The organism is Superficieibacter sp. (assembly GCF_032071645.1).
Classification (GTDB): Bacteria; Pseudomonadota; Gammaproteobacteria; order Enterobacterales; family Enterobacteriaceae; genus Superficieibacter.
This window is the reverse complement of the sequence record NZ_DAMAPU010000004.1, coordinates 191,545-216,886: the sequence shown is the minus strand read 5'-3', so window position 1 is coordinate 216,886 and position 25,342 is coordinate 191,545. Positions and strand designations below refer to the sequence as shown.

Annotated in this window: 23 protein-coding genes; 14 read left to right on the top strand and 9 right to left on the bottom strand. The window is 55.9% G+C overall.

Features of this window, described 5'->3' with window-relative positions:
• Positions 1 to 37 precede the first annotated feature (37 nt).
• Both RT197_RS10110 and RT197_RS10105 read left to right on the top strand, forming a co-directional pair.
• Positions 38 to 1,291: a pyridoxal phosphate-dependent aminotransferase gene (locus tag RT197_RS10110; RefSeq protein ID WP_312949937.1), complete on the top strand. Its 1,254-nt coding sequence runs from the start codon at positions 38 to 40 to the stop codon at positions 1,289 to 1,291.
• 420 nt (positions 1,292 to 1,711) lie between these two features.
• The gene (locus RT197_RS10105) at positions 1,712 to 2,137 is read left to right on the top strand and encodes an ASCH domain-containing protein (protein WP_312949935.1); all 426 of its coding nucleotides are present in this window, start codon (positions 1,712 to 1,714) and stop codon (positions 2,135 to 2,137) included.
• Between the two features lie 53 nt (positions 2,138 to 2,190).
• Here RT197_RS10105 and RT197_RS10100 read toward each other — a convergent pair whose 3' ends face one another.
• Positions 2,191 to 3,309 carry an AI-2E family transporter gene (locus tag RT197_RS10100; RefSeq protein WP_312949933.1) on the bottom strand — a complete coding sequence of 373 codons (1,119 nt, stop codon included), beginning with the start codon at positions 3,307 to 3,309 and terminating at the stop codon, positions 2,191 to 2,193.
• A gap of 387 nt (positions 3,310 to 3,696) precedes the next feature.
• Between RT197_RS10100 and RT197_RS10095 the strand changes: the two genes are divergently transcribed.
• The 9 genes from RT197_RS10095 to RT197_RS10055 all read left to right on the top strand — a co-directional run bounded on the left by RT197_RS10095 (position 3,697) and on the right by RT197_RS10055 (position 14,256).
• On the top strand, positions 3,697 to 3,876 hold the full coding sequence (locus RT197_RS10095) for a general stress protein (RefSeq protein ID WP_312949930.1): 180 nt from the start codon (positions 3,697 to 3,699) through the stop codon (positions 3,874 to 3,876).
• Between the two features lie 157 nt (positions 3,877 to 4,033).
• Positions 4,034 to 4,513: a ferritin-like domain-containing protein gene (locus tag RT197_RS10090; protein ID WP_312949927.1), complete on the top strand. Its 480-nt coding sequence runs from the start codon at positions 4,034 to 4,036 to the stop codon at positions 4,511 to 4,513.
• 312 nt (positions 4,514 to 4,825) lie between these two features.
• Positions 4,826 to 5,914, top strand: a complete 1,089-nt coding sequence (locus RT197_RS10085; RefSeq protein ID WP_312949925.1) for a YncE family protein — start codon at positions 4,826 to 4,828, stop codon at positions 5,912 to 5,914.
• 52 nt (positions 5,915 to 5,966) lie between these two features.
• Positions 5,967 to 8,168, top strand: a complete 2,202-nt coding sequence (locus tag RT197_RS10080) for a TonB-dependent siderophore receptor (RefSeq protein WP_312949922.1) — start codon at positions 5,967 to 5,969, stop codon at positions 8,166 to 8,168.
• 105 nt (positions 8,169 to 8,273) lie between these two features.
• A complete protein-coding gene (gene pheP, locus RT197_RS10075) occupies positions 8,274 to 9,665 on the top strand; it encodes a phenylalanine transporter (protein WP_312949920.1) in 1,392 nt (463 codons plus the stop codon).
• Positions 9,666 to 9,827: 162 nt separating this feature from the next.
• On the top strand, positions 9,828 to 11,075 hold the full coding sequence (locus RT197_RS10070) for an MFS transporter (RefSeq protein ID WP_312949917.1): 1,248 nt from the start codon (positions 9,828 to 9,830) through the stop codon (positions 11,073 to 11,075).
• Positions 11,072 to 12,100 carry a sugar phosphate isomerase/epimerase gene (locus tag RT197_RS10065; RefSeq protein ID WP_312949916.1) on the top strand — a complete coding sequence of 343 codons (1,029 nt, stop codon included), beginning with the start codon at positions 11,072 to 11,074 and terminating at the stop codon, positions 12,098 to 12,100. Before RT197_RS10070 ends, RT197_RS10065 begins: the two co-directional genes overlap by 4 nt.
• Positions 12,097 to 13,197 carry a Gfo/Idh/MocA family oxidoreductase gene (locus RT197_RS10060; protein WP_312949914.1) on the top strand — a complete coding sequence of 367 codons (1,101 nt, stop codon included), beginning with the start codon at positions 12,097 to 12,099 and terminating at the stop codon, positions 13,195 to 13,197. The genes RT197_RS10065 and RT197_RS10060 overlap by 4 nt, the downstream gene beginning before the upstream one ends.
• Before the next feature lie 78 nt (positions 13,198 to 13,275).
• Positions 13,276 to 14,256 carry a LacI family DNA-binding transcriptional regulator gene (locus RT197_RS10055; RefSeq protein WP_312949911.1) on the top strand — a complete coding sequence of 327 codons (981 nt, stop codon included), beginning with the start codon at positions 13,276 to 13,278 and terminating at the stop codon, positions 14,254 to 14,256.
• Here RT197_RS10055 and RT197_RS10050 read toward each other — a convergent pair.
• The 5 genes from RT197_RS10050 to RT197_RS10030 all read right to left on the bottom strand — a co-directional run bounded on the left by RT197_RS10050 (position 14,253) and on the right by RT197_RS10030 (position 19,028).
• Positions 14,253 to 15,680, bottom strand: a complete 1,428-nt coding sequence (locus tag RT197_RS10050) for a porin family protein (protein WP_312949908.1) — start codon at positions 15,678 to 15,680, stop codon at positions 14,253 to 14,255. The genes RT197_RS10055 and RT197_RS10050 overlap by 4 nt on opposite strands.
• 36 nt (positions 15,681 to 15,716) lie before the next feature.
• Positions 15,717 to 16,451 carry a Slam-dependent surface lipoprotein gene (locus RT197_RS10045; RefSeq protein WP_312949907.1) on the bottom strand — a complete coding sequence of 245 codons (735 nt, stop codon included), beginning with the start codon at positions 16,449 to 16,451 and terminating at the stop codon, positions 15,717 to 15,719.
• 288 nt (positions 16,452 to 16,739) lie between these two features.
• Complete coding sequence (locus RT197_RS10040) at positions 16,740 to 17,168, bottom strand: type II TA system antitoxin MqsA family protein (protein ID WP_312949906.1); 429 nt, start codon at positions 17,166 to 17,168, stop codon at positions 16,740 to 16,742.
• Positions 17,168 to 17,500, bottom strand: a complete 333-nt coding sequence (locus RT197_RS10035) for a type II toxin-antitoxin system MqsR family toxin (RefSeq protein WP_312949904.1) — start codon at positions 17,498 to 17,500, stop codon at positions 17,168 to 17,170. Before RT197_RS10035 ends, RT197_RS10040 begins: the two co-directional genes overlap by 1 nt.
• A 100-nt stretch (positions 17,501 to 17,600) precedes the next feature.
• Positions 17,601 to 19,028, bottom strand: a complete 1,428-nt coding sequence (locus tag RT197_RS10030) for an MFS transporter (protein ID WP_312949903.1) — start codon at positions 19,026 to 19,028, stop codon at positions 17,601 to 17,603.
• Between the two features lie 119 nt (positions 19,029 to 19,147).
• Here RT197_RS10030 and RT197_RS10025 point away from each other — a divergent pair, with 119 nt between their 5' ends.
• Entirely contained in the window at positions 19,148 to 20,020 is an 873-nt protein-coding gene (locus RT197_RS10025) for a helix-turn-helix transcriptional regulator (RefSeq protein ID WP_312949900.1), read from the top strand.
• Here the strand turns inward: RT197_RS10025 and nfsB are convergent, their stop codons facing one another.
• Complete coding sequence (gene nfsB / locus RT197_RS10020) at positions 20,021 to 20,674, bottom strand: oxygen-insensitive NAD(P)H nitroreductase (protein ID WP_312949897.1); 654 nt, start codon at positions 20,672 to 20,674, stop codon at positions 20,021 to 20,023.
• Positions 20,675 to 20,803: 129 nt separating this feature from the next.
• Positions 20,804 to 21,385: a TetR/AcrR family transcriptional regulator gene (locus tag RT197_RS10015; RefSeq protein ID WP_312949894.1), complete on the bottom strand. Its 582-nt coding sequence runs from the start codon at positions 21,383 to 21,385 to the stop codon at positions 20,804 to 20,806.
• A gap of 186 nt (positions 21,386 to 21,571) precedes the next feature.
• Between RT197_RS10015 and RT197_RS10010 the strand changes: the two genes are divergently transcribed.
• Together RT197_RS10010 and RT197_RS10005 are read left to right on the top strand one after the other, a co-directional pair.
• Positions 21,572 to 22,672 carry an MBL fold metallo-hydrolase gene (locus tag RT197_RS10010; protein ID WP_312949892.1) on the top strand — a complete coding sequence of 367 codons (1,101 nt, stop codon included), beginning with the start codon at positions 21,572 to 21,574 and terminating at the stop codon, positions 22,670 to 22,672.
• A gap of 32 nt (positions 22,673 to 22,704) precedes the next feature.
• Complete coding sequence (locus tag RT197_RS10005; RefSeq protein WP_312949889.1) at positions 22,705 to 23,046, top strand: RamA family antibiotic efflux transcriptional regulator; 342 nt, start codon at positions 22,705 to 22,707, stop codon at positions 23,044 to 23,046.
• 18 nt (positions 23,047 to 23,064) lie between these two features.
• Here RT197_RS10005 and RT197_RS10000 read toward each other — a convergent pair whose 3' ends face one another.
• Complete coding sequence (locus tag RT197_RS10000) at positions 23,065 to 25,212, bottom strand: TonB-dependent siderophore receptor (RefSeq protein ID WP_312949887.1); 2,148 nt, start codon at positions 25,210 to 25,212, stop codon at positions 23,065 to 23,067.
• Between the last annotated feature and the right edge of the window lie 130 nt (positions 25,213 to 25,342).

Sequence of the window (25,342 nt, the reverse complement as noted above, 5' to 3'; positions counted from 1 at the left end):
GCTCGATTGCATGCGGCGTCTAACCAAAGAGAGCACTATGTCAGCACAATTTCTCGCGCCGCGTATGCGGCGAGTTCGCCCGTCGCCGACGGCCGCTATCGCCGACCGGGTCCGCGCCCTGCAGCAGCAGGGAATCGACATTATCAGTCTTGGCCTCGGTGAGCTGGACTTTGCTACGCCTGCGGCGATTGGCCAGGCGGGTATTGATGCTATCCGTCAGGATGAAACAAAGTACACTGCGGTCGGCGGCACCGTCGCCCTAAAAGCCGCCATTATTAATAAATTCAGCCACGACAACGACCTGCATTTCACCGCCCAGGAGGTTATTGCCGGCACGGGAGCTAAGCAACTGATCTTTAATGCACTACAGGCCACGCTGAGCAGCGGCCTGGAAGCCATTATTCCCGCACCTTACTGGGTTTCTTATCCCGATATGGTGGCACTGGCGGATGGTGAATCCGTCATCGTGGCAACTCAGGAACAAGCAGGCTGGAAACTCACACCGCAATCCCTGGCCGCAGCCATTACTCCGCGTACCCGCTGGCTTATTCTCAACTCGCCATCCAACCCAACGGGTGCGCTGTACAGTCGCGAGGAGCTGCAGGCGCTGGCAGAAATACTACTGGCCGCACCACAGGTACTGATTCTGGCGGACGATATTTATGAGACGCTGCGATACGACGGCGCACTTTTCTGTACCCTGGCTCAGGCTGCCCCAGCGCTGCGGGAGCGTATCCTGACGGTGAACGGGTTCTCAAAAGGTTTTTCCATGACCGGCTGGCGTTTAGGCTATGCCGCCGGGCCTGAATGGTTAATTTCCGCAATGACCACGCTTCAGTCACAAAGCACCTCCAACCCTTGCTCACTCGCGCAGGCGGCGGGTGTTGCCGCGCTGACCCAACCCGCCGATTTTCTGCCGCAGTGGCTGGCTACCCTCGTCAGGCGCCGCGATCGGGTGATGGCGATGATAGACCAGGTCGATGGGTTAAGCGCTACGGCACCGCAGGCCGCGTTTTATATCTTCGCAAATTGTTCCGGCCTTATCGGTAAATCAACCCCCACGGGTGTTCAGCTCAGGGACGACATTGCGGTTGCCGATTACCTGTTAACCGAAGCTCATGTTGCCACTCTACCCGGAACGGCGTTTGGTACACCGGGGTATCTGCGTCTGGCTTATGCGCTGGATGATGCCCTGCTGGAATCAGCCTGTCAGAAAATCGCAAACGCCTGCGGGGAACTTTGCCCGACGTTGACAGAACATGAAAGCGTTGGAAAGGCTGTTCTGAGGTAATACCTAATCATCTTACTTCAGCCAATTCATACAAACTGCCTTCATGAAGTGAACCCTGAAAGTTGGACATCCAACGATTAGGGGTTTTGCGTTTCAATGAGACCGCAATCTGTAGAATATTGGTTCAATCTGCTAAATGTTGATTTAAAACCGGATGGTGCTGGTTCGGTTTTTTATAATCATTCCTCAAAAAAACAGTTGCCTGTGTCCTGTGAACATCAAGGCAACTGAAGCAGCACTTTTCACTTATATAGAAGCATTGAGTCAGTTTCATCAGCGATGCAGTCTGCGCCGGTTTTCTGACGTCAAACCTGTTATCTAAGGTTTTAATTATCTTTTTAAGGCTGACGTAGCCGTTATTCCTGCCCCACATTTGTGCTAATGTCATTTGCTTCTGAATTCGTCAAAAGGACTTACCTGGTGATCTCCACTCTGACAGAACTCCAACAACGTTATCCGCAGGCGCACGTTTGGGCGTTTGGTGATTCCGCTGAAATGGCGGATGAACTGGCGCAACTGGTCATTGCCGGTCATAAAACCGCGTCCTGTTCCTCTTATGAGGCTTATCAGTTACCCGACGGAATGGCTGGGGTCGGTGATTTTCATATTGTGCTGGATGGTCGGGGGGAGCCTGCCTGCGTGATCAGAACCACCCGCCTGACGCTGATCCGCTTTAACGAGGTGTCGCCGGAACAGGCCGCGCGCGAAGGCGAGGGCGATAAAAGCCTGGGCTACTGGCGGCAGGCGCATCAGGAATTTTTTGAACGCGCTGGCTGTTTTAGCGAAGAGATGGAACTGGTTTTTGAGGAATTCATGCTGGTGGAGCCTCGCCACGCGAAGGGCTGATTTAGCCAACGTCAGCGCATAAAAAAGCCCGGCGCACCGGGCTGATTAGCTGACTATTTTTCTTCCCCGTCCGGGTGATTTAACCCTTCTTCAATCACGATTTCGTCGATTTCATCGGCGTTACCCGGATGATCGCGCCCGGAAAGCAGATTCCAGCAGGCGATAAACAGCGCGGCAATCAACGGGCCGATCACAAAGCCGTTGATGCCGTAAACTTCCAGCCCGCCAAGCGTGGTGATAAGGATCAGGTAATCCGGCATTTTGGTATCTTTACCGACCAGAATCGGGCGCAGGATGTTGTCTGCCAGACCGACAATCACCACGAAGAAGCCAATCATAAAGAAACCCTGCCAGAGCTGACCGGTGGCGAACAAATAGAGGGTCGCCGGAACCCAGATAATTGCCGCACCGACCGCCGGAACCAGTGACAGAAACGCCATCAGCGCGCCCCACAGAATGCTGCCGTCGATGCCCGCAATATAGAATGCCAGCCCACCGAGCACGCCCTGCACAATCGCCACTACCACCGTGCCTTTCACCGTCGCCCGCGACACGGCAGCAAATTTAGCGAACAGGTGATGCTTCATATATTTCGACAGCGGCAGCGCTTCCAGCGTCAGGCGAACCAGGTAAGGGCCGTCTTTCAGCAGGAAGAAAAGCAGATACAGCATAATGCCGAAGCTGATGGTGAAGCCGAACGTACCTTTGCCAATTAAGAACGCGCTGCCCGCTAAATATTGCCCGCCCTTAAGCGCCACGCCGGAAAGTTTTTGCTGGATCTGAGTGGCGTTATCGAGATCGTGCTCGGCAAGAAAATGCCGCGCCCACGACGGAAGGTGTTCAAACAGACTGGCAATGACCACCGGGAACTGGGTGTTATGCTGCTGCAACTTGCCATAAACCAGATTTATTTCAAAGGCTAATGACGAGAGAATAATGGTCAGCGGTGTAAAGACGATCAGGCATATAATCACCAGCGTAAGGAATGACGACAGAATATTTCGGTCGCCGAGTTTAGTGCGTAAAATATTTTTAAGTGGATGAAAAATGATCGCCAGTATCGCCGCCCATAAAATCGCCGAGTAGTAGGGGGCGAGCACGTCGAAAAACGCCCAGGTGACAATAATCAGTATCAGTATAAAAAAACCTTTGGTCAGACCCTTGAATCTCATAAGAACTTCCTGAACTTGCTGTAGTTACCCAAAATATACCAGGCATTTGAAATATTACTACTTTTTGGCGGATCTTTTCGCAACAGGCACCTCCGGCGCAGCAGCGGAAAAGCGTCGCGGGACAGGCCGCCTGTAGCGAAGCGGCAACGCGGGTTTCTTGAGTAAATTCATCATGCACGCCTTAGTGCTGAAAATATATTTTGCAATATTTAGCCTTGTGCCGCTTCGTTATTTCTATAGATTACAAACTGGGTAAAAATATAAGATTGCTCCGACTCGTTTGGTTTTATTGGACTTGCGAAGCTGACCGCAGCAACTAATATTAAATCTGCTTACAAGGGCGCTGCCCAAATGTTTAAACCCAGAACAGGTAATGAGGTGATTGATATGACTCAGCATCGTGGCGGTTCCGGTAATTTCGCAGCAGACAAAAACCGTGCAGCGGAAGCGGGGCGCAAAGGCGGTCAGGCCAGCGGCGGTAACTTCAAAAACGATCCCCAGCGTGCCTCTGAAGCTGGTAAAAAAGGCGGGAAAAATAGCCATAGCGGCGGACGTTCTTCCTCCTGATATTTTCTTCAGCGCATTAATCAATTCAGGACGTCAGGAAGTCTGCTAACGGTAATGCTGAAATGATTTATTCACTGTAATTTGTTATTAAGCGGCGCTTTCCTGAATATCTCTTCTGCGCCGCTTTATCATAAAATTCAACGACGAGGTAATAATAATGCCAGCGGTCAAAAATCTTAACGATCTATTCATTCATGAATTATCAGATATTTACAGCGCCGAGAAGCAAATTACCCGCGCCCTGCCCAAAATGGCCAGAGCCGCCACCTCGCCGAAACTCGTCGCCGCGTTTGAAGCGCACCTCGAAGAAACCCGTGGACAGATTGAGCGTATCGATCAACTGGTGGAAGTGACTGAAGGCGTGCGCATCAAACGTATGAAGTGTCACGCGCTGGAAGGTCTGGCTGAAGAAGCGCAGGAAATTATTGAATCCGTGGAAGCGGGTGAGGTACGCGATGCCGGGCTGATCGGTGCGGCACAAAAAGTGGAACACTATGAAATTGCCTCCTACGGGACGCTGAAAACGCTGGCTCTCAAGCTGGGCTATAAAGAAGCCGCGAAATTGCTGGATGAAACTCTCCAGGAAGAGAAGGCGACTGACAGCAAGCTGACGGTAATTGCCGAAGGCGGCAAGTAAGCTCTTCCCCGCCCGGCGAATTCCCCTCGCCGGGCCTGCGTTTCTCCCATTCACACTATCTCATGCATTTCATTACACCCCGTTAAACCCGGAAACAATTCAGTTGAAAATGCATAGGGAATGAGTATAGTTCTCATTCTCTTTGTTATTCGCAGGCGCGACAAGGATCTTCCTGCTACGCAGTGAACTCGTTTCACAGGGAAACACTGAGGCACATGGTGGAGCGCGCGTCACGACATACCGGAATTCACAACCATAATCCGGGGTAGCCTCCACTTTTCTGCTTATTTTGAAGGTGAAGGATTTCTCCTGATGAAAATGAAAATCTCTGCGCTGGCGCTGCTGATGACGGTAGCGCTGGGCGGCTGTACGGCCCAACATACCTCTGCTATCAAACCCGCCGCTGAAAGCCCGAAAACGACTGCCGCTGCGCAGCCTGAAAACGTACAAAAACGCGATCTGGCGGATGGCCTGTATGAAGTGGCGTTAAGCCCGAAAGGTGACGCGCTGTACGTCGCCAGCTCCGAAGGCTTCAAAGATGTGCAGGGCGGGGTGATCTATAAGCTCGATCCGCGCACCCTGAAAACGATCGGTGCCAGCCATACCGATCTGAAAAACTTCGCCCTGGCGATGTCCGATGATGGACAAACGCTGTACGTCACCAACTCGCTCGACGGCGGTGTCAGCGCCATTAACGTCGCGGATGGCAAAGTGAAAAATCGCGTGCTGTTCCCGGAACGTAATCCTGAAGGTTTCCCTTACGGCGCACGCCAAATCCTGCTGCACAATAACACCCTTTACATTGGTGCAGTGGCCGATCCGGCCATCATCTGGGTGCTGGATGCGAAAACGCTGAAGCTGAAAACGCGCATCAAAAATACCGGCAAATGGATGACTGGCCTGCACTACTCGGAAAAAACCGACCGGCTGTACGCCGCCAACGGCGGTGGCGAGATCCTGGTGATCAACCCGCGCAACAACCGCATCGAACAGCGCTGGAAACCGCTGGGCGATAAACCGGCGCTGCTGCTCAATATCGCTGAAGACAGTGAAACCGGACGCCTGTTCGTCACCGACAACTCAAAAGCGAAAACGACTCTGGTGCTGGATATCCACAGCGGCAACGTGATTAAACAGCTGGATGTTGGTGATTCCCTGTCGGTGAAATACAACGCCAGACGCAACGAAATCTATATCTCCCAACGCGATACCGGCAAGGTGCTGAGCCTCAATGGCACCACCTACGCCGTGAAACAAGCCTGGGATCTGCCGCCGAATCCAAACAGCCTCGCGCTCTCTGCTGACGGACAGACGCTGTACGTAACGGTGAAGCAGAAGTTCAACAAAGACCATTCAACCAGCGGACCTGATAGCGTTGTCCGTATTGATTTGAATAAATAACGATCCGGCCCGGAAACGGGCCTTTTTTTCACTTTTAATCTCCGGATTGATTATGCACAACACCAAACACTCCTCATTCCCGCTGCGCAAGACCCTGCTTGCGCTGGCCGTGGGTGCTGCAACCCATACCGTCTTCGCGGCAGCGACGGACACAACGAAAAACAATAAAGAAGAGACGCTTGTGGTGCAGGCTGCGCCGAAAGACGACTTCAAAGCTGGTGGCAACGATCTGGTGCCTGCTTATCTGGACGGGCAGATTGCCCACGGTGGCCGCCTGGGGATGCTGGGCGAGCAGAAAGCGATGGACGTTCCGTTTAACGTCATCGGCTTCACCTCGAAACTGGTACAGGATCAGCAGGCGAAAACCATCTCCGACGTGACCCGCAATGACGCGGGCGTGCAGGCAGTGCAGGGTTACGGCAACTTTGCGGAAACGTACCGCATTCGCGGCTTCAACCTTTACGGCGATGACATGACCTTCGGCGGCCTGCCGGGCGTGGTGCCGCGTCAGGTGATGGATACCCAAATGCTGGAGCGCGTTGAAGTCTTTAAAGGCGCGAACTCGCTGGTTAACGGCGCGGCGTCCAGCGGCGTCGGCGGGATGATCAACCTTGAGCCGAAACGTGCGGAAGATACCCCGAACGCCACCGTGGGCGTTGATTACACTTCCGCTTCTCAGGTCGGCGGCACGCTGGATCTAGGTCGTCGTTTTGGCGATAACAATCAGTTTGGCGCGCGCGTGAACCTGGTGCATCGTGAAGGCGAAACCGCCGTTGAAGATGATAAGCACCGCACCACGCTTGCCGCTATCGGGCTGGACTACCGTGGCGACCGTCTGCGTTCCTCACTGGATTTCGGCTATCAGAAAAAGACCTTCCACGGCGGTGAAACCGGCCTGAACATCAGCGGCGTCGATTTTATCCCGTCCGTGCCGGACACCACCAAAAGCTTCAGCCAGAAGTGGGCCTTCAGCGATATCGAAAACGAATTCGGGATGGCGAAAAGTGAATACGATCTGACCGATAACTGGACCGCTTACGCCGCGCTCGGAATGCAGCACGCGCACGAAACCGGGGTCTACAGCGCGCCAAAAGTGCTCAATAAGAACGGTGATGTCTCGGTCGGTCGTCTGGATACCAACCGCATCAGCGACGCTTACAGCGGCATGGGTGGCATTCGCGGCGACTTTGATACCGGTTTTGTGTCGCACAAAGTCAACGTCGGCTATTCCGCACAAATCGAACAGGATAAAACCGCATGGCGGATGTCGTCGGTAAACCCGACCACCAATATTTATAATCCGCAGGATGTACCGATCCCCGCTAACGCCTTCTTTGGCGGCAACTATTCCGATCCGCTGACCACCACCCGCACCCGCGAGCAGGGCTGGCTGTTAAGCGATACCCTCGGCGTGCTGGATGACCAGTTGCTGTTCACCGCTGGCGCGCGTCATCAGAAAGTGGTGGTGCGTAACTACAGCAACGCAGACGGTGCGGAAGACACCTCCAGCCGCTATACCGAAAGTCGCTGGATGCCGACTTACGGCGTGGTTTACAAACTGCTGGAAGAAGTTTCCCTGTATGCCAACCACACCGAAGCATTACAGCCGGGCAGCGTTGCGCCAAGAACGGCCACCAACTACGGTAAAAGCACCGGGATCGCGCACTCGAAACAAAATGAAGTGGGCGTAAAAGTGGATTACGACCGCGTGGGCGGCTCGCTGGCGCTGTTTGAAATTAAAAAACCGTCGGCAATCCAGGACAGCGTGACCGGGATCTACGCGCTGGATGGCGAACAGCGTAACCGTGGCGTTGAACTGAACGTCTTCGGTGAGCCGATGCTGGGCCTGCGTCTGAACGGCAGCAGCGTCTGGCTGGACCCGGAAATGACCAAAACCAAAGACGGGACCAATCAGGGTAAAGATGCTATCGGCGTGGCGCGCTTCTACATGGTGCTCGGCGCGGAATATGACATCAAACCGGTTGACGGTCTGACCGCCACCGCCAAAGTGAACCATTCTGGTTCGCAGTACGCGAATGCGGCAAACACCAAAAAACTCGACGACTACACCACGCTGGATCTGGGCGTCCGCTACCGTATGCACCTGAATCAGCAGCAGAATGATATGGTGGTCCGCGTCGGCGTCGATAACGTCACCAATGAGAAATACTGGGCGAGCGTGGAAGACAACGGTACTTACGTCTTCCAGGGCCAGCCGCGTACGCTGAAAGTCTCCATGAGCTACGACTTCTGATCCTCGTAAGGCGGGCAGGGACGCCCGCACCTTCCACGCGACTTGATGTCTGGCGTGCATAAGTGTTAAAAGGTGCCCCTTACTAAAACAACACAGGGGTTAGACGTGAAAAACGCGTCGCTGGCATCCAGTCATTCTGCGGATGTCTCTGCGGACAGCAGTCCGACATTACACCGGGGTTTACAAAACCGACATATCCAGTTAATCGCGCTCGGCGGGGCCATTGGTACCGGCTTATTCCTCGGTATTGGTCCGGCGATCCAGATGGCAGGCCCGGCGGTGGTGCTGGGCTACGCGATTGCCGGGATCATCGCTTTCCTGATCATGCGCCAGCTCGGTGAAATGGTGGTTGAAGAACCGGTTTCCGGTTCGTTTGCCCATTTCGCCTACAAATACTGGGGACCGTTCGCCGGATTTCTTTCCGGCTGGAACTACTGGGTGATGTTCGTGCTGGTCGGCATGGCGGAACTGACGGCGGCAGGCATCTATATGCAGTACTGGCTACCGGACGTGCCGACGTGGATCTGGGCCGCCGTGTTCTTCATTATCATCAACGCGGTCAATCTGGTGAATGTGCGTCTGTACGGTGAAACCGAGTTCTGGTTTGCGTTGATCAAAGTGCTCGCCATTATCGGGATGATCGGCTTCGGTATCTGGATGCTGGTTTCCGGTCACGGCGGCGAGCGAGCAACGATTGACAATCTGTGGGCCCACGGCGGCTTCCTGGCAACCGGCTGGCACGGGCTGATCCTGTCGCTGGCGGTCATTATGTTCTCCTTCGGCGGGCTGGAGCTGATTGGCATTACCGCTGCCGAAGCGCGCGACCCGGAAAAGTCGATCCCGAAAGCAGTCAATCAGGTGGTCTACCGCATCCTGCTGTTTTACATCGGCTCGCTGGTGGTGTTACTGGCGCTCTATCCGTGGATGGAAATTAAATCCAACAGCAGCCCGTTTGTGATGATTTTCCACGAGCTGAACAGCGACCTGGTGGCCTCGGCGCTGAACTTTGTCATTCTGGTGGCCTCGCTGTCGGTGTATAACAGCGGCGTTTACTCGAACAGCCGGATGCTGTTTGGCCTGTCGGTGCAGGGCAACGCGCCGAAGTTTCTCACCCGCATCAGCCATCGCGGGGTGCCGGTGAACTCGCTGCTGCTGTCGGGCGCGATCACCTCGCTGGTGGTGCTGATCAACTACCTGCTGCCGCAAAAAGCCTTCGGCCTGCTGATGGCGCTGGTGGTGGCAACGCTGCTGCTGAACTGGATCATGATTTGCCTGGCGCACCTGAAGTTTCGCGCGGCAATGCGGCGCAAAGGGCGGCTGCCGAAGTTTAAGGCGCTGCTGTCGCCGGGCAGTAATTACCTGTGCATTGCCTTTCTGATGATGGTGCTGGGGCTGATGTGTACGATGGACGAAATGCGCCTGTCGGCCATTTTGCTTCCCGTCTGGATCGTTTTCCTGTTCATCGCCTTTAAATGTCTGCGTCGTAAAGCGGCCTGATCTTCCCTGTCCCGCTGGCTGACAGCGGGACAATATCTCCCCTGCGTTTTATTGTGAGCCAACTCGCGGATCTGTCGTCTGACGCAGGATCTTTATTTTGTAATCGATTACTTTTCAATTGAGATGATTTGTAATCGATTACTTTTTAAAGGTGAGGCGAAAATGGTTACGACAACTGAAACCCACGGCAGGGGAGGCGTGCAGCATCGGCTTCTTGTGCCCCGTCTGTCATTAATGATGTTTTTACAGTTTTTCATCTGGGGAAGCTGGTCGGTTACGCTGGGGCTGGTAATGACCCAGCACAACATGTCGCTACTGATTGGCGATGCGTTCTCGGCGGGACCGATTGCCTCTATTCTCTCGCCGTTCGTGCTGGGAATGCTGGTGGACCGCTTCTTCGCCTCGCAAAAGGTAATGGCGGTCATGCACCTGCTCGGTGCGGCGATCCTCTGGTTTGTGCCGCAGGCGCTGGTGGCGCAAAACGGCGCGCTGCTGATTGGTCTGCTTTTCGGCTATACGCTGTGCTACATGCCAACCCTGGCGCTGACCAATAATATTGCCTTCCATAGCCTGGCGAACATCGACAAAACCTTCCCGGTCGTGCGCGTGTTCGGCACCATCGGCTGGATTATTGCCGGGATCTTCATCGGCGTGACCGGCATTTCAGACACCACCGGCATCTTTACTCTGGCGGCGATTTGCTCGGTGATCCTCGCGCTCTACAGTCTGACCCTGCCGCATACGCCAGCCCCGGCGAAAGGGCTGCCGGTAAAAGTGCGCGATCTGTTCTGCGCCGATGCCTTTGCCCTGCTGAAAACGCGCCACTTCTTTATCTTCTCTTTATGCGCCACGCTGATTTCCGTGCCGCTCGGCACCTATTATGCCTATACCGCGTCGTATCTGGCGGACGCGGGCGTGGGCGATGTCAGCACCGCGATGTCCTTCGGTCAGATGTCGGAAATCTTTTTCATGCTGGTGATCCCGCTGCTGTTCCGGCGGCTGGGGGTGAAATACATGCTGCTGATCGGCATGTTCGCCTGGTTCGTGCGCTATGCGATGTTTGCGCTGGGCGTCAGCGAAGAGGGGCGCATCCTGCTGTATCTCGGGATTTTGCTGCACGGCGTTTGTTACGATTTCTTCTTCGTTGTCGGCTTTATTTATACCGATCGGGTGGCGGGGGAGAAGGTCAAAGGCCAGGCCCAGAGCATGATTGTGATGTTCACTTACGGGATCGGGATGCTGCTCGGCTCGCAGATTTCCGGGGCGTTGTACAACCGTCTGGTGGCCGGGCAAACCGTGCCGCAGGCGTGGGTCACGTTCTGGTGGATCCCGGCGATTGCCGCCGCCGTTATTGCCCTGATTTTCCTTTTCTCTTTCCACTATCGCGATGAAAAAGAGGAGGGCGTATGAGAACCATCAAAGGGCCGGGGCTGTTTTTATCGCAGTTCATCAGCGACCAGCCGCCGTTTAACTGTCTCGAGGGGCTGGCGGCATGGGCGGCGGGACTGGGCTATCAGGCGTTACAGATCCCCTGTCACAACAAAGCGATTTTCGATCTGCCGCGCGCGGCGGAAAGTCAGACCTACTGCGATGAAATTCGCGGCATGCTGGCAGAGCACGGGCTGGTGATTAGCGAGCTGTCGACGCATCTGGAAGGGCAACTGATTGCCGTACACCCGGCGTATGATGCCGCGTTTGACGGTTTCGCGCCCGCTCACCTGCGCGGCAACGCAGGCGCGCGTCAGGCGTGGGCAGCGCAAACTCTCCGCCAGGCGGCGGCGGCCTCTTCCCGGCTGGGACTCACCGCCCACGCCACCTTTTCCGGCGCGCTGGCGTGGCCCTATTTTTACCCCTGGCCACCGCACAATGCGGCGCTGCTGGAAGATGCCTTTGACGAACTGGCGCGGCGCTGGCGTCCCCTCCTCGACACCTTCGATCAACACGGTGTGGATCTGTGCTATGAAATCCATCCGGGCGAGGACCTGCACGACGGCGCGACTTTCGAGCGCTTTCTGCACAAGGTGGATAACCATCCGCGCTGCAATATGCTCTACGATCCCAGCCATCTGCTGTTGCAGCACATTGATTATCTGGCCTGGCTCGACATCTATCATTCGCGCATTAAAGCGTTTCACGTCAAGGACGCGGAGTTTCGCAGCAACGGGCGCAGCGGCGTTTACGGTGGCTACCAGCCGTGGATCGACCGCGCCGGACGCTTCCGTTCGCCGGGTGACGGTCAGGTCGATTTCAACACCATTTTCAGTAAGCTGGCCCAGTATGACTATCCGGGCTGGGCGGTGCTGGAATGGGAATGCTGCCTGAAAGAGGGCGAAACCGGGGCGCGCGAAGGCAGCGAATTTATCCGCCGCCATATCATCCCGGTCTCGGCGCGGGCGTTTGATGATTTCGCCGCGGGTAGCGGGGTACGGCAATGATCCAGGTCGGCATCATCGGCAGCGGGTTTATCGGTCCGGCACACCTTGAAGCCCTGCGGCGGCTGGGGAATGTGCAGGTGGTGGCACTCGCCGACAGCTCGCTGGAGGGGGCGCAGCAAAAAGCGCGGGCGTTGCACGTGCCGCACGCTTACGGCTGCGTTGAGGATCTGCTGGCGCATCCGGGGTTGCAGGTGGTGCATAACTGCACGCCGAATCACCTGCATGCCGACGTTAACCGGCAAATCCTTCTGGCGGGCAAGCATGTGTTCTCGGAAAAACCGCTGTGCATGACCGGCGAAGAGGCACGCGAGCTGGTGCAACTGGCGGAGCAGACGGGGGTAGTTCACGGCGTCAGCTTTGTTTATCGCCAGTTTGCGATGGTTCAGCAGGCGGCGAGTATGCTGCGCGCGGGCAGCGTCGGACGGCTGTTTGCCGCGCACGGCAGCTATTTGCAGGACTGGATGCTGCTGGAAACCGACGACAACTGGCGGGTGGATGCCGCGCTGGGCGGACGCTCGCGGACGGTAGCGGATATCGGCTCGCACTGGTGCGACACCGTCCAGTTCGTGACCGGCCAGCGGATTAGCGAGGTGATGGCGGATCTGTCGATCGTCTGGCCAACGCGTAAGGCGGGCAATGTGGCGCGCCCGGTTTCCACCGAAGATCTCGGTTCGGTACTGATCCGCTTTGCCGACGGCAGCAAAGGCAGTTTCCTCGTTTCGCAGGTCAGCGCCGGGCGGAAAAACCGGCTGAGCTTTGAAATCAACGGCAGCGAACGCTCGCTGGCATGGGATCAGGAAACGCCCCAGCAGTTATGGATCGGCGAGCGCCTGCGCCCTAATCAGCTGTTAAGCGACGATCCCCGCCTGATGAACGACGATGTCGCTGCCAGCGCCCATTTTCCCGGCGGGCATATCGAAGGCTGGCCCGACGCCTTTAAAAACATGATGGCGCAGTTTTATCAGGCGGTGCAGGACGGTCACATGCCGGAAAATCCGTCATTCGCGTCATTCCACGATGGCGCAAACGTAATGCATATTATTGATGCCATTATGAAAAGCCACCTTGAGCAGCGCTGGGTGCGCGTTGAGTCGTAAGCGATTGCCCGGTTCGCCGGGCATCCGTTTTGTGATAGCCTGCAACTCTTAACGCCAACCGCAGGATTTGTCGTCACGATGTCCATTCAAAAAATTGCCCAGCTTGCCGGGGTCTCGGTGGCGACGGTATCACGCGTGCTCAATAACAGTGATACCGTCAAACCGCAAAACCGCGAGCGCGTGCTGGCGGCGATTGCGGAAAGTAACTACCAGCCGAATCTGCTGGCGCGTCAGCTTCGTACTGCGCGCAGCTCAATGATCCTGGTGATGGTCTCCAACATTGCCAACCCGTTTTGCGCCGCCGTGGTGAAGGGCATTGAAGAAGAAGCAGAGAAAAACGGCTACCGTATTCTGCTGTGCAATTCCGGCTCGGACATCGAGCGCTCGCGCTCCGGCCTGAAGCTGCTGTCCGGTAAAATCGTCGATGGCATTATCACCATGGATGCCTTCTCCAGACTGCCGGAACTCGGCACGCTGATTGGCGACGCGCCGTGGGTGCAGTGCGCCGAATATGCCGACAGCGGGGCGGTTTCCTGCGTTGGGATCAACGATGTGGACGCGGCCCAGCATGTGGTGTCGTATCTCGCCGACAGCGGGCGACAGCGGGTGGCGCTGATCAACCACGATCTGAGTTATAAATACGCCCGCCTGCGCGAGCGCGGATATAAAAGCGTGGTGCATACCCGTGGTCTGGCGTATCAGGCGGTGGAGTATGCCAGCGAGCTAAGTGCGGCGGCGGGGAAAGCGGCGATGGAAAAACTGCTGGCGGCGCAGCCGCGCCCGGATGCGATTTTTGCCGTCTCCGACACCCTCGCGGCAGGGGCCATTCGCGCTATTGAACAGGCCGGGCTAAACGTGCCGGAAGATATTGCGGTGGTGGGCTTTGACGGAACCGATCTGGCGGAAATGATCTCCCCGCAGCTCACCACTATCGAGCAGCCGTCGCGGGAGATTGGTCGCAAGGCGGTTGGGCTGCTGCTGAATAAAATCGACAACCCGGACTCGCGCCCGGAACGCATTATGATGGCGTGGCATTTTATTTCCCGCGCCAGCGCTTAAAAACGTTTATCAAAGGTCAGCCAGACATTACGCTGGGTATAGTCGTAAAAATCGATATTGCTGTTGACCTTCTTATAGACGAGGTTAATTTTCGGCATCACCGACATAAAATGCAGATCGCGATGCCACAGCGACAGCATCCCCATACGCTCATCGTCCTGGCGGCGCACGCCGAAGATATCGTTATCGTCGTCGTAATGCCGTTTGGCGAGCGCGCCCATCACGCCCGCTGAAAGACCATACGGCAGATCGGTTTCCAGCCCGCTGCGCAGGCTGTAGCGGCGGTTGGTTTCGCTGGTGGTCGTGGTATTTTGCCAGGCGATATCGCCACCCATAAATACGGAGAGCCGGGCATTCACCACGTGCGAAAGGGTGGTGGAAATATAGCGGTTATCGCCCGCTAAATAATCATACAGCGCATTGTCGTAATGCATTTTTTGATATTCCACGACCTGGCTGATTTGCCATGACGGAGAAAGTAAATAGCTATACTCCATGCGCACGCCCGGTCCGGCGGAATATGCCTCTGTTCCGTACCAACGCTTTTCATAAAAGGGCAGCAGCGAAAACTGCTGACGGAAATCCTGCCAGCGATATCCGGCATACAGGCGGCTGGTAATATCGTCAAAGCGGTGATTATTCCAGTAGCTTTTCCCCGTTACCGTACCGAGAAAGCGCAGCGAATGCCGATCCTGAAGTGGCACATCCTGTTGCAGCGCGCCGTTAAACCAGACACCTTCCCCGCGCTGCGGGTAAGCGTCTTTATTGCGAATAAACAGTTTATCGCCAACGCGAATATATTTATCGTTTGAGGCATTATTCACGTTGCTGTCATTAAGATAGCTGACGCTGATATTCCCGCTCAGGCGATCCTGTGACTGAATACGCTGAAGATATCGCTGAACACTTTCCGCCACGGCGGGCGGCGGGGCCATTCCCTGAACGCGCTGAAAATGATATTCCGCCGCGTCGAACTGGCGGTCTTCATACAGCGCGCGGGCCAGATCGAGCCGCACGGCGGCGTAATCAGGATGCTCGCTTAAAATGGCGCGATAATGACCAATGGCATCGCCATAATGTCCTTCGCTACGCGCCAGCCCGGCTTTGGCGTAATGGATCAGCACTGCATCCGCTGCGGGCGCGCGCGTATACACCGGCAGTAACGTTTTAACCGCAGGCCAGGCTTCGTCGCGCACCGCCTGATCCAGCAGCGCTTTGGTCAGTTCCGGCTGGTTTGCAAGCTGCGCATTATTAACGCGCATCATCCTGGCGGAACCATCAATGGCGCGGGATGCGGGCGTCAGGCGGTCGAAATTGGGCGCGGCCGGGATCAGCGTATTATCGTCAGGAGCCGCAGTCGCGACGGCAGGCAGCAACAGCAGGAAGCAAAGGCGCGGGGCAAACATAGCGGAAATTACCATCATCAGGAAAACCGGCCAGCGAGGCTGACCGGTAAAATATTACTGTTTTGTCGCGCCAAACGCCGCGCTTTTGCTGGTGTCGGCAAATTCAGCGACGCCGCCCAACTCTTCTGCGGCCGGGCCGTTGAAATGTCCAACAAAAGTGCCGTTTTCCCCAGCTGACTGCGCGTTGCCGTTAAAACCGCCGTCAACCAGTTTGCCCTGCATGGCGACTGCCGGGCCAAACTCATTGTTGCCGGTGATATTGCCATCAATGGTTTTGGCGGCGAAATCGACGTTAAAGCTGGCGTCGGTGCGTACTCCGTCACGCATCCCGGAACCTGCATAGGTCGCGGTCCCCTGCGTCGGCACGTTGGCGGCAGCGGTGGCTTCGCCGCTGTAAAACACGCCGTGCTCGCCTTTTTCGGTGGAAGTCCAGCTTCCGAACTGGGTGTAGCTCATCGGACCGCAGCACCAGGAGGTGCTGGAGACGGGCGTGCCGTCGGCTTTGACCAGGCTTTCGGTCCAGGTCCCGCCAAAGGTGATCCCGCTGCGGCGCATCTGATATTCGATGCCATCCGGCGTGGTGTAGGTCACACCGGAAATGCTGCCCAGCGTGGCCTTGCTTTCCGGCGGCGATTGCGGCTGCTCCGGCGCGGGCGTGGTGGTACCGGTGTCCGGCTGACTCGGAGTGGTGGTCGCATTATCATTGTCGTGATGACCACCGCCACCGCCGCCACCGCAGGCAGCCAGGAACAAGGCAGAGAGTAAAATCGCAGGTTTAAGATGAACCATAGAAAACATCCTGTTTCAGAGGAATTAAATAATGGAGAAGCTCCAGCGTAGCGACATATTAAGACATATTTTTTTACATGTGAGATAAGAATGCTCCTGGTTGGGAATGAGCACGTGGTGGGTGAGCTTAAGTTAAATCCTTATAATTTATTGATTTATAGCAGGTAAAAAAAGAAAGGATACGAAAGCGTTACTTTCGCATCCTTATAATTGGTAGGCGGCGAGTGCCGATGACTTAAGATGTTTTCTTGTCTGCGGGAGCTTGCTGCTCAACGCCCGGCAGTTCTGTTAAGCGGGATGCCGCTTTCTGTGCTGCAATTCTTTAAATTTCTCAACGGTGTCAGGATATGCGTTGAAAAGTTCAAAGAGCGCCACTAAGGCGCGCGGCGGTGCGATGCGGCCCGTTTCATAACGGCTAAAAGCATTCGCCCCACCCCCAAAAGCCACCGCAGCTTCCTGCTGGCTCATTTTTAAACGTTTACGCGTCGATGCGATGAAGGCCGGATCGGTTTCTTGTGCGTTAACTTCACGGTTAAAAGCCGTAATGGCCGCCATGTATTTATCACCGGCTTCATCATCTAACACGGCTTCACCACATACGCCGCAATAATCGCCGGTAATCGCTTCAATGATGGTTTTACGGCCTTTGTATTCGTATTCGATATCGCGCGTATCGTGCTGCAATACTGCGCCGCCACAACCAGGACATTTCATCATTACCTCTCCTTAAACGAGACGATTACAACGTCATCTTTTACTATAAATTTCAGATAGATATCCTGACACAGATAGACTGGTTTGTAGACTTCTTGCCAATATCCAGGGTCTTTTTCAGCTTCCATGCTCTTGTAAAAATCTGAAGGTGTTAAGGCTAAAATCACCTCAAACATTTCATTACGACTACTAAACCCCAATGCGGCCGCACCGTTATACGCGGTAGTGGTTACCCGACGTTTCCCTTGCCGTACCATTTCCTGAACCACTGCTAAATCAGTGTGTGGCGTCCATTTGTCTACCATGACCATTAACCAATATGCCAAACTTTGCAAATAGGTTAATCCCGATATTATCGCCATGCAACTATTAAAAAATGGCCCACCATGCTGAGGTCAGGAGGCGGAAAGTCAGCCTCCCCAATTTCATCAGGCATCACCCTTTCACCGCCACGCAGCCGCATGGCGGCATGCTGAACAGCCGCTGGCGATAAAACAGCGCCGTGAGGCTTAGCAACAGCATCATCACCACTTCCACACCGAGAAAACCGACCATTGCCTGGGTGTGATGACCGTGCGCATGGCGCGTTAGCGTCAGAAAAACGGCTCCTGGCATAGCGGGGCCGAGACCCAGCGAGGCCTGTTGCAAGGTGCTGAGAATGGCGCTTCCGGCTCCGGCATCGCAGGCGCTGATATCCTGCATACCAATGCGATAAAAGCTGTTCACAATCAGCGCCTGACCATAACCCACGATCGCGGTGGCGGGAACCAGCATCAGCGTCGTCGTCTCATGGGCATATCGCCAGAAGGTGAACATCAGCGCCAGCAGGCCGATGATTTGTATCGTCAGACCGGTCAGCAAAATGCGTCCCATGCTGTAGCGGGCAATCAGGCGCGGGGCATACAGCGCGGAAACAAAATAGGCCAGCCCCAGCGCAATAAAACTGTTGCCGGATTGCCACGGTGCCATTCCCAGCCCTTTTTGCATCGTCAGCGCCATGCAGAACATAAAGCCAGACCACGCGCTGAAGAACAGCAGCGCAATCACCATCCCGAAACGGATGCTGGGCAGGCGCAGCAGGCGCGGCGGTAAAAGCGGATTCGCCTGACGCTGCGCGCTGACGCGCATCCACAGTCCCAGCGGGATCGTCGCCAGCAGCGCCAGCTTAAGAAACCACGGCCAGTGCAGTTCCGGCCCCAGCGCCATCGGGAAAAGCAGGCAGCAGAGGATCGCCGCGAGGATAAAGGTGCCCTGCCAGTCGATAGCCGATGGCTTCTCACGCCGCGTTTCCGGGACGTAGCGCGGGGCTAAGGCCAGCACCAGCAGGCAGATCGGGACGTTAATAAAAAACGCGTTGCGCCAGCCCAGCCCGGCGATATCCGCCGACACCAGCCAGCCGCCGCCCATCTGCCCGACGATAAAAGCAATGCCGCCGATCCCGCCGTACAGACTGATGGCTCTGGCGTGAGCGCGGCCTGTAAGCGTGACGTGCAGCGTGGCAAGGATCTGCGGCACAATCAGCGCTGCGCCCGCGCCCTGCAAAATGCGGGCACCGAGCAGCATATCAATGGAGCCTGCGATGCCGCAAAGCAGCGAGGCTGCGCCAAAAGCGACGATGCCCCACATAAACAGACGGCGGCGACCGTAGTTGTCGCCCAGTTTGCTGCCCATCGCCAGACAGACGGCAAACGCCACGCCATACAGGGCGACGATCAGTTCAAGCTGGGTCGCGCTGGCGTGCAGAGACCGGGTGATGGAGTCCAGCGCTACGTTGGTGATTGAGGTGTCAATCAGCGGCAGCATCTGGCCGGTGAGTAATAAAATCAGGGCCATCCGGCCGGGTGAAACAGCAGACGACTTCATGCGTTACTCCGTTGCGTCATTCATGGGATGGACGTAGCATGAGTCATGCGTTAAACGGGTACCAGTTCCTGGTTATACGGGTACTGGCACTACCATGCTGGATAAAAGCAGGAGTAAAAATGAGCCTGATAAGCGAAGCGCCGGTGCAGGCGCGCACTGACACGCGCAAGCAGCTTGGCGCGTTTCTGCGGGCGCGGCGAGAAAGCCTGGATCCGAACAGACTTGGCCTGCCGCGCAGCGGAAGACGGCGCACGCCGGGACTACGGCGTGAAGAAGTGGCGATGCTGGCGGATGTCGGCGTCACCTGGTACACCTGGCTGGAGCAGGGCAGAGAGGTGAATCCTTCCGCGTCGGTGCTGAATGCGGTTGCCGCCGCGCTGCAATGCTCGCCGCTGGAAACCCGCCATCTGTTTGTACTCGCCGGACTCGTGCCGCAGGAAAATCTCCAGCTACCGCAGTGTGAGGGCGTCAGCGCGGGCACCCGCCGGATGCTCGATAGCCTGATGCCGCAGCCCGCCAGTATTCAAAAACCTAATTTTGACATCGTGGCGTGGAATGACAGCTTCTGCCGCCTGATGGGAATTGATTTTGCCACTCTGCCGGACGCGGATCGCAACTGCATCTACCAGTATCTGACCAATCCCACCTGGCGCAGCCGCCTGAATAACCCGAACGCGTTGCCGACGTTTGTCTCTTATTTTCGCGCAGCGATGGCAGAACATCGCGGCGATGCGGTATGGGAAGATAAACTGGCGCGCTTTATCGCTGCCTCTTCAGAGTTTGAAGCACTGTGGCACCAGCGCAACGACGTGCGCGGCGTGGAAAACCAGCTTAAAAGCTTCCGCCATCCGCTGGTCGGCGAGTTCAGTCTGCAACAGATGTACTGGTACTCCGCACCGCGCAACGGCTGGCGGATGCTGGTCTATTTGCCGGTTGATGAGGCAGGAGAACATGCGCTGGCGCGGCTGGCAGAGCAGCCGCGCGCAGACTGATCAGCACTCGGTCAGCGTGGTGCTGAACGGCAGGCGTGATTTCGGCAGGGCGGCGTTGAAATCTTCCGCGCTGTGCTGGCCTACCGGCACAATGACCAGGCTGGTATAGCCTTGTTCAGTCAGGCCAAACTCGGCGTCGAGGATCGCCGCGTCGAAACCTTCGATCGGCACGGCATCAAGGCCCATGGCGGCAATGCCGAGCAGGAAGTTGCCGACGTTCAGGTAAACCTGTTTCGCCATCCAGTGATGATCGTCTTTTAAATCAACACGATGCAGATCGGCGAAGTAGGTACGGCCTTTGTGGTTAGCGGCTTTGGCTTCCGGCGTGGCGAAGCGGCCATCGGTTTCTTCCTGATCGATCACCCGCTCCAGCCAGGCATCATCCATCGCGGTTTTAGCGCAGAAAACCACGACGTGCGAAGCGTCGAGAATTTTACGCTCGTTAAAGCTGTAGGTGCCTGCGGCAGATTTCGCGACGCGGGCTTTACCTTCTTCCGTGCTGGCAACAATAAAATGCCACGGCTGGGAGTTGGTGCTCGACGGGCTATAGCGCAGCAGCGTCTTCAGATTTTCTGCCTGTTCAGCGGTCAGCTTTTTGCCTGAATCAAAGGCTTTGGTGGAATAACGCTTTAAGGCAACTGAAACAATATCCATAACGACTCCTGATGTTTTTTTAACGCGCACCGCGCGGGTGCGTTTGCCGGGCAACAGAGTAGCGCTACCGGCAGAAATAAATAAAGCGGCAAAAACAGATAAGTATTATCGTTTTGAGCGACAAACGGATCAGGGTTTATCGGTGTTCAGCGCGCGCCACATGGTTTCAAAACCAACGGCATTAAACTCGCTGGCTCGCGCGGGTTCGCGGGCGGCGAACGCCATCGTCGTCTCCGCCAGCGCCAGAAAACAGGCGTCGCCGAAGGCGTTAAACGCTTCCGTTTTGAAGATCGGCAGCACGGAGTTACGGCACAGCGTCTGCATCTCCGGGAACATATCTTTCACCTGCTGTTTGGTTTCGTTGGTGATTTTTTCACTTACCGCCAGCTGGCGCACGGTACAGTTGCCGAGCGGATTACGCACGCCCCAGTCGATGTAGTTAGTCCAGATGTGGAAGGTGATTTTTTTCGGGTCGACCACCGCCGGATCGCGATTGGCCAGCATCGCGCGACAAAGCTGCTGTTTGAGGTGCAGATACAGCGCGTTAAGCAGGTCGTCTTTAGTGGCGAAATAGCGGAACAGCGTTCCTTCGGCAACCCCCGCACTGCGGGCAATCGTTGCGGTTGACGCCGTGATACCGGACTGAGCAAACGCCAGCGTTGCCGCCTCCAGTAACGCTTTTTTCTTATCTTCACTCTTCGGACGAGCCACTGCACTTTACCTTATGTCTGGAAAACCCTGATTGAAACATGCCCTTAGCGGCACTTCAACGGCGAATGTCAAAAAACGAAAAACGTCTTGACGGCATTCGGTCTCTTTCTATAATGAGTGCTTACTCACTCATAATCAAGTCTCATCGCACTGCCTCTACGGAAAGGGCGTGTTTCTGGTCAGGATATGAAGCCTCTAATAATAAGTGTGGTTGCCGTTATGTTGATCGCCTGCGCAGCAAGTTTACCGTTTGTGTTGAATGCCGGATTTGGTCAGGCTCCCCAGGGGAGAGGGCTGACGGAAGTCGAAAAATCGCCGCACTATCGCGACGGACAGTTTCACAATCAGCTCCCGACGCCGGGGTTTACCGGCAAGAAAAATATGCTGGCCGCGTGGTGGGAGTTTCTGGTGACCCGGCGGGAAAACGCCAGACCGGCACAGCCGCTGCCGCTGGTGAAAACCGATCTGGCGGCCATCCCGCGAGATCGGGATGTCACCGTCTGGCTGGGCCACTCGTCCTGGTATCTGCAACTGGGCGGAAAACGCATTCTGATCGACCCGGTTTTCAGCCCCTACGCCGCCCCTTTTTCGTTTCTGAATAAAGCGTTTGACGGCGATTATCCGTGGACGGCCGAGGCCATGCCGGAGATCGACCTGCTGATTATTTCTCACGATCACTACGACCATCTGGATTACGCCACCATCAAAGGGCTGATGCCCAAAATTCATCGCGTTATTACGCCGCTGGGCGTGGGATCGCATCTGCGCTACTGGGGCATGAACCCGGACATTATTACTGAAGCGGACTGGAACCGCGCGCTGACGATTGATGAGCAGCTTACCGTTCACGTTCTGCCCGCCAGGCATTTTTCCGGGCGCGGCCTGAAGCGTAACCAGACGCTGTGGGGCAGCTTTATGTTCGTCACGCCAGCGCAGAAAATTTACTACAGCGGCGACTCCGGTTATGGCCCGCATTTCAAAGCCATTGGCGAGCAGTTCGGCGCGGTCGATTTAGCGATTATGGAAAATGGTCAGTACGACGAGGACTGGAAATACATTCACATGATGCCGGAACAGACCGCGAAGGCTGCAGAAGATCTCAACGCCCGCGCCATTCTGCCCGGTCATTCCGGGCGCTTTGTGCTGGCAAAACATACCTGGGACGACCCGTACAAACGGCTGGCACAGGCCAGTCGGGATAAAAACTATCGCCTGTTGACGCCTCAGTTAGGGGAGACGGTGAATATTAGCGACCATTCGCATCAATTTAGTGCCTGGTGGGAATAAGCCACCATTTTCGCAACAGAGGGGGGAGCCATATGACTATTTCCGCTCAGGTTATCGACACCATCGTCGAGTGGATAGATGACAATCTGCATCAGCCGCTGCGCATTGAAGAAATCGCCCGTCACGCGGGTTATTCCAAATGGCATTTGCAGCGCCTGTTTTTACAGTACAAAGGGGAGAGTCTGGGGCGCTATATCCGGGAAAGGAAGCTCCTGCTGGCAGCGCGCGATCTGCGCGATACCGACCAGCGGGTGTATGACATCTGCCTGAAATACGGTTACGAGTCGCAGCAGACCTTTACCCGCGTTTTCACCCGGACCTTCAACCAGCCGCCGGGAGCCTACCGTAAAGAAAATCACAGCCGCGCGCACTAAGGCGCGCGGCCCTTTTTGTTACCAGGAATAGCCCAGCGTAGCGGTCATCGTGCGGCCAATACCATAGAAGCACGCGCTATCGCTGGCGCATGAGGCTACGTATTTGGTGTCCGCCACGTTATTGACGTTGAACTTGACGGTCGCACCTTTCAGGCTGCTGTTCAGTTCACCCAGTTCGTAGCTCACCATCGCGTCATACAAATCCACCGACGGTACTTTGAAGGTGTTTTTCGCATCGCCATAGCTGGTGCCGATATAGCGCATCCCCACGCCTGCGGTTAAGCTTTTCAGCGGGCCGCCAGGGAAGGTGTAGCTGGCAAACGCCGAGGCCATATGCGTCGGGATGCGGGCCGGGGTTTTCCCCTGGGTTCCGACAACCGTGGTGCTGGCAACTTCCGCATCGGTATAGGTGTACGAGCCGATCAGGTTGACCGTATCCTGCCACAGGGTGGAGTGGATCTCCGTCTCAACGCCTTTCGAACGCACTTCGCCCGCATTTTCAAACCAGCCCAGCGCGCTGTTATAGGTCGGCACATTGTTCTGGCGCAGGTCGTACAGCGCCACGCTCATCAGCGTATTTTGTACCGGTTGATATTTCAGACCCGCTTCCACCTGCTTGCCGGTGGTCGGCGCAAACGGCGCGGTGCCCGGCGCACGGTTAGTTTGCAGATTTGGCTCAAACGACGTGCTGTAGCTCACGTACGGTGACAGGCCAAAGTCGAAAGCGTAAAGCAGCCCGCTGCGCCAGGTGAACTTATTGTCGTTCTGCTGGATTTTCTCCGCCGCCGTAAAATCGGTGGTGCGCACTTCGGACCAGTCATAGCGCCCGGAAAGCAGCAGCTCCCAGTTGTTCCAGCTCATCTGATCCTGCAAATAAACGCCCATCTGATCGAGATTTTGCTGCTCGTCGGTCATCGTGCTGAAGGTGCTTTCATCAACATTTACCCCGTAAACCGGATTTCGCCAGTCGAGGTTGTACTGTGCACCTGCCCCGCGCGCGAGGAACTGATTATCGCGGCTGGACTTGTAATCAAATCCGCCAAGCAGGGTGTGATCGAGCGCGCCGGTGGTGGCGTGCGCTTCAAGCTGGTTATCCAGGCCGAACTCGTCGGTCTTGCGATCCTCACGCTGGGCGCGACGGGTCAGCAGGGAGCTGTTTGCCGGGCTGGTGGCGTACACCAGATAGCGGTATTTCTGCTTGATGGTGGCGTAGCGGGCGTTCTGGCGGAAGGTGAGAGCATCGTTAAACTGATGTTCGAACTCGTAGCCGATCATCGTTTGTTCGCGCCATGACTGATCGTAGTTCGGATCGCTGACGTTAAAATCATGCGGAATATACCGCCCGCCAACATCCACTACCGTGCCGTAATACGGCAGGAAGTTACGATAACCCGCATCGGGATCTTTCTGGTAGCTGGTCAGCAGGGTGAAGCGCGTCTGATCGTTGGGGAACCAGGTGATCGCCGGGGCAATCGCCATCCGCGTTTCTTTATAGTCATCGACCTGATTATGCTGGGTGCGGGCAATCCCGTTCAGGCGATACAGCACGCGTCCGTCATCGCTCAGCGGGCCGCCAAAATCAAACGCGCCTTCCGCCAGATCGTGATTACCGGTGCGGAACTGCACTTCATGGATCGCCTCACTGGTGGGGCGTTTGCTGGTCATGCTGATAAGACCGCCAGGGTTGACCTGACCAAACAGCACCGATGCCGGGCCGCGCACCAGTTCGACGCGCTCCAGCAGCCAGGGATCGACGGTGCCGGTTTGCGACGAGGCGGTCGCCCCGTAGCTCAGGCCGTCGAGAAATTTCGGCACGTAGCTGAAGCCGCGCACGAAAACTTCATCGTTACGGTTGGAAGAACCGCGATATTCGGTAAACGCCCCGGCGCTGTAACGCAACGCTTCGGAAACCGAGGTCACGTCGAGGGCGTTCATTTGATCGCGGGTGACGACGGAAATCGACTGCGGCGTCTTCACCAGCTCCGCCGAGGTTTTGGTCGCTGACAGCGTTTTGGTGGCGACCATGCCTTTCAGCGGTGCAGTGGGATCTTCACTGTTGCCCTGGGTGACTACCATCGTCTCTTCCGCAGCCAGCGCCTGATGGCTGATGGCCGTGGTCGCTATACTCATTAACCAGAGATGCATTATCTTATTATTTTTGAACATTTTTTTAGTAAAACCCCGTGAATGATGTTTTTAAAAAACACCCCGTATACAAAAAATGTATAGCCGGATGCGTAACCATAAACGGCGTAGATAATATTGCAAATTATTATCATTTGCATTAGCGTTGTGA

Coding starts and splice junctions, on each gene's coding strand:
- RT197_RS10110 (WP_312949937.1), top strand. CDS start 38: ATGTCAGCACAATTTCTCGCGCCGCGTATGCGGCGAGTTCGCCCGTCG.
- RT197_RS10100 (WP_312949933.1), bottom strand. CDS start 3,309: ATGAGATTCAAGGGTCTGACCAAAGGTTTTTTTATACTGATACTGATT.
- RT197_RS10060 (WP_312949914.1), top strand. CDS start 12,097: ATGATCCAGGTCGGCATCATCGGCAGCGGGTTTATCGGTCCGGCACAC.
- RT197_RS10030 (WP_312949903.1), bottom strand. CDS start 19,028: ATGAAGTCGTCTGCTGTTTCACCCGGCCGGATGGCCCTGATTTTATTA.
- nfsB (WP_312949897.1), bottom strand. CDS start 20,674: ATGGATATTGTTTCAGTTGCCTTAAAGCGTTATTCCACCAAAGCCTTT.
- RT197_RS10055 (WP_312949911.1), top strand. CDS start 13,276: ATGTCCATTCAAAAAATTGCCCAGCTTGCCGGGGTCTCGGTGGCGACG.
- RT197_RS10080 (WP_312949922.1), top strand. CDS start 5,967: ATGCACAACACCAAACACTCCTCATTCCCGCTGCGCAAGACCCTGCTT.
- RT197_RS10025 (WP_312949900.1), top strand. CDS start 19,148: ATGAGCCTGATAAGCGAAGCGCCGGTGCAGGCGCGCACTGACACGCGC.
- RT197_RS10045 (WP_312949907.1), bottom strand. CDS start 16,451: ATGGTTCATCTTAAACCTGCGATTTTACTCTCTGCCTTGTTCCTGGCT.
- RT197_RS10005 (WP_312949889.1), top strand. CDS start 22,705: ATGACTATTTCCGCTCAGGTTATCGACACCATCGTCGAGTGGATAGAT.
- RT197_RS10065 (WP_312949916.1), top strand. CDS start 11,072: ATGAGAACCATCAAAGGGCCGGGGCTGTTTTTATCGCAGTTCATCAGC.
- RT197_RS10085 (WP_312949925.1), top strand. CDS start 4,826: ATGAAAATGAAAATCTCTGCGCTGGCGCTGCTGATGACGGTAGCGCTG.
- RT197_RS10000 (WP_312949887.1), bottom strand. CDS start 25,212: ATGTTCAAAAATAATAAGATAATGCATCTCTGGTTAATGAGTATAGCG.
- RT197_RS10040 (WP_312949906.1), bottom strand. CDS start 17,168: ATGATGAAATGTCCTGGTTGTGGCGGCGCAGTATTGCAGCACGATACG.
- RT197_RS10095 (WP_312949930.1), top strand. CDS start 3,697: ATGACTCAGCATCGTGGCGGTTCCGGTAATTTCGCAGCAGACAAAAAC.
- RT197_RS10050 (WP_312949908.1), bottom strand. CDS start 15,680: ATGATGGTAATTTCCGCTATGTTTGCCCCGCGCCTTTGCTTCCTGCTG.
- RT197_RS10010 (WP_312949892.1), top strand. CDS start 21,572: ATGAAGCCTCTAATAATAAGTGTGGTTGCCGTTATGTTGATCGCCTGC.
- RT197_RS10070 (WP_312949917.1), top strand. CDS start 9,828: ATGGTTACGACAACTGAAACCCACGGCAGGGGAGGCGTGCAGCATCGG.
- RT197_RS10090 (WP_312949927.1), top strand. CDS start 4,034: ATGCCAGCGGTCAAAAATCTTAACGATCTATTCATTCATGAATTATCA.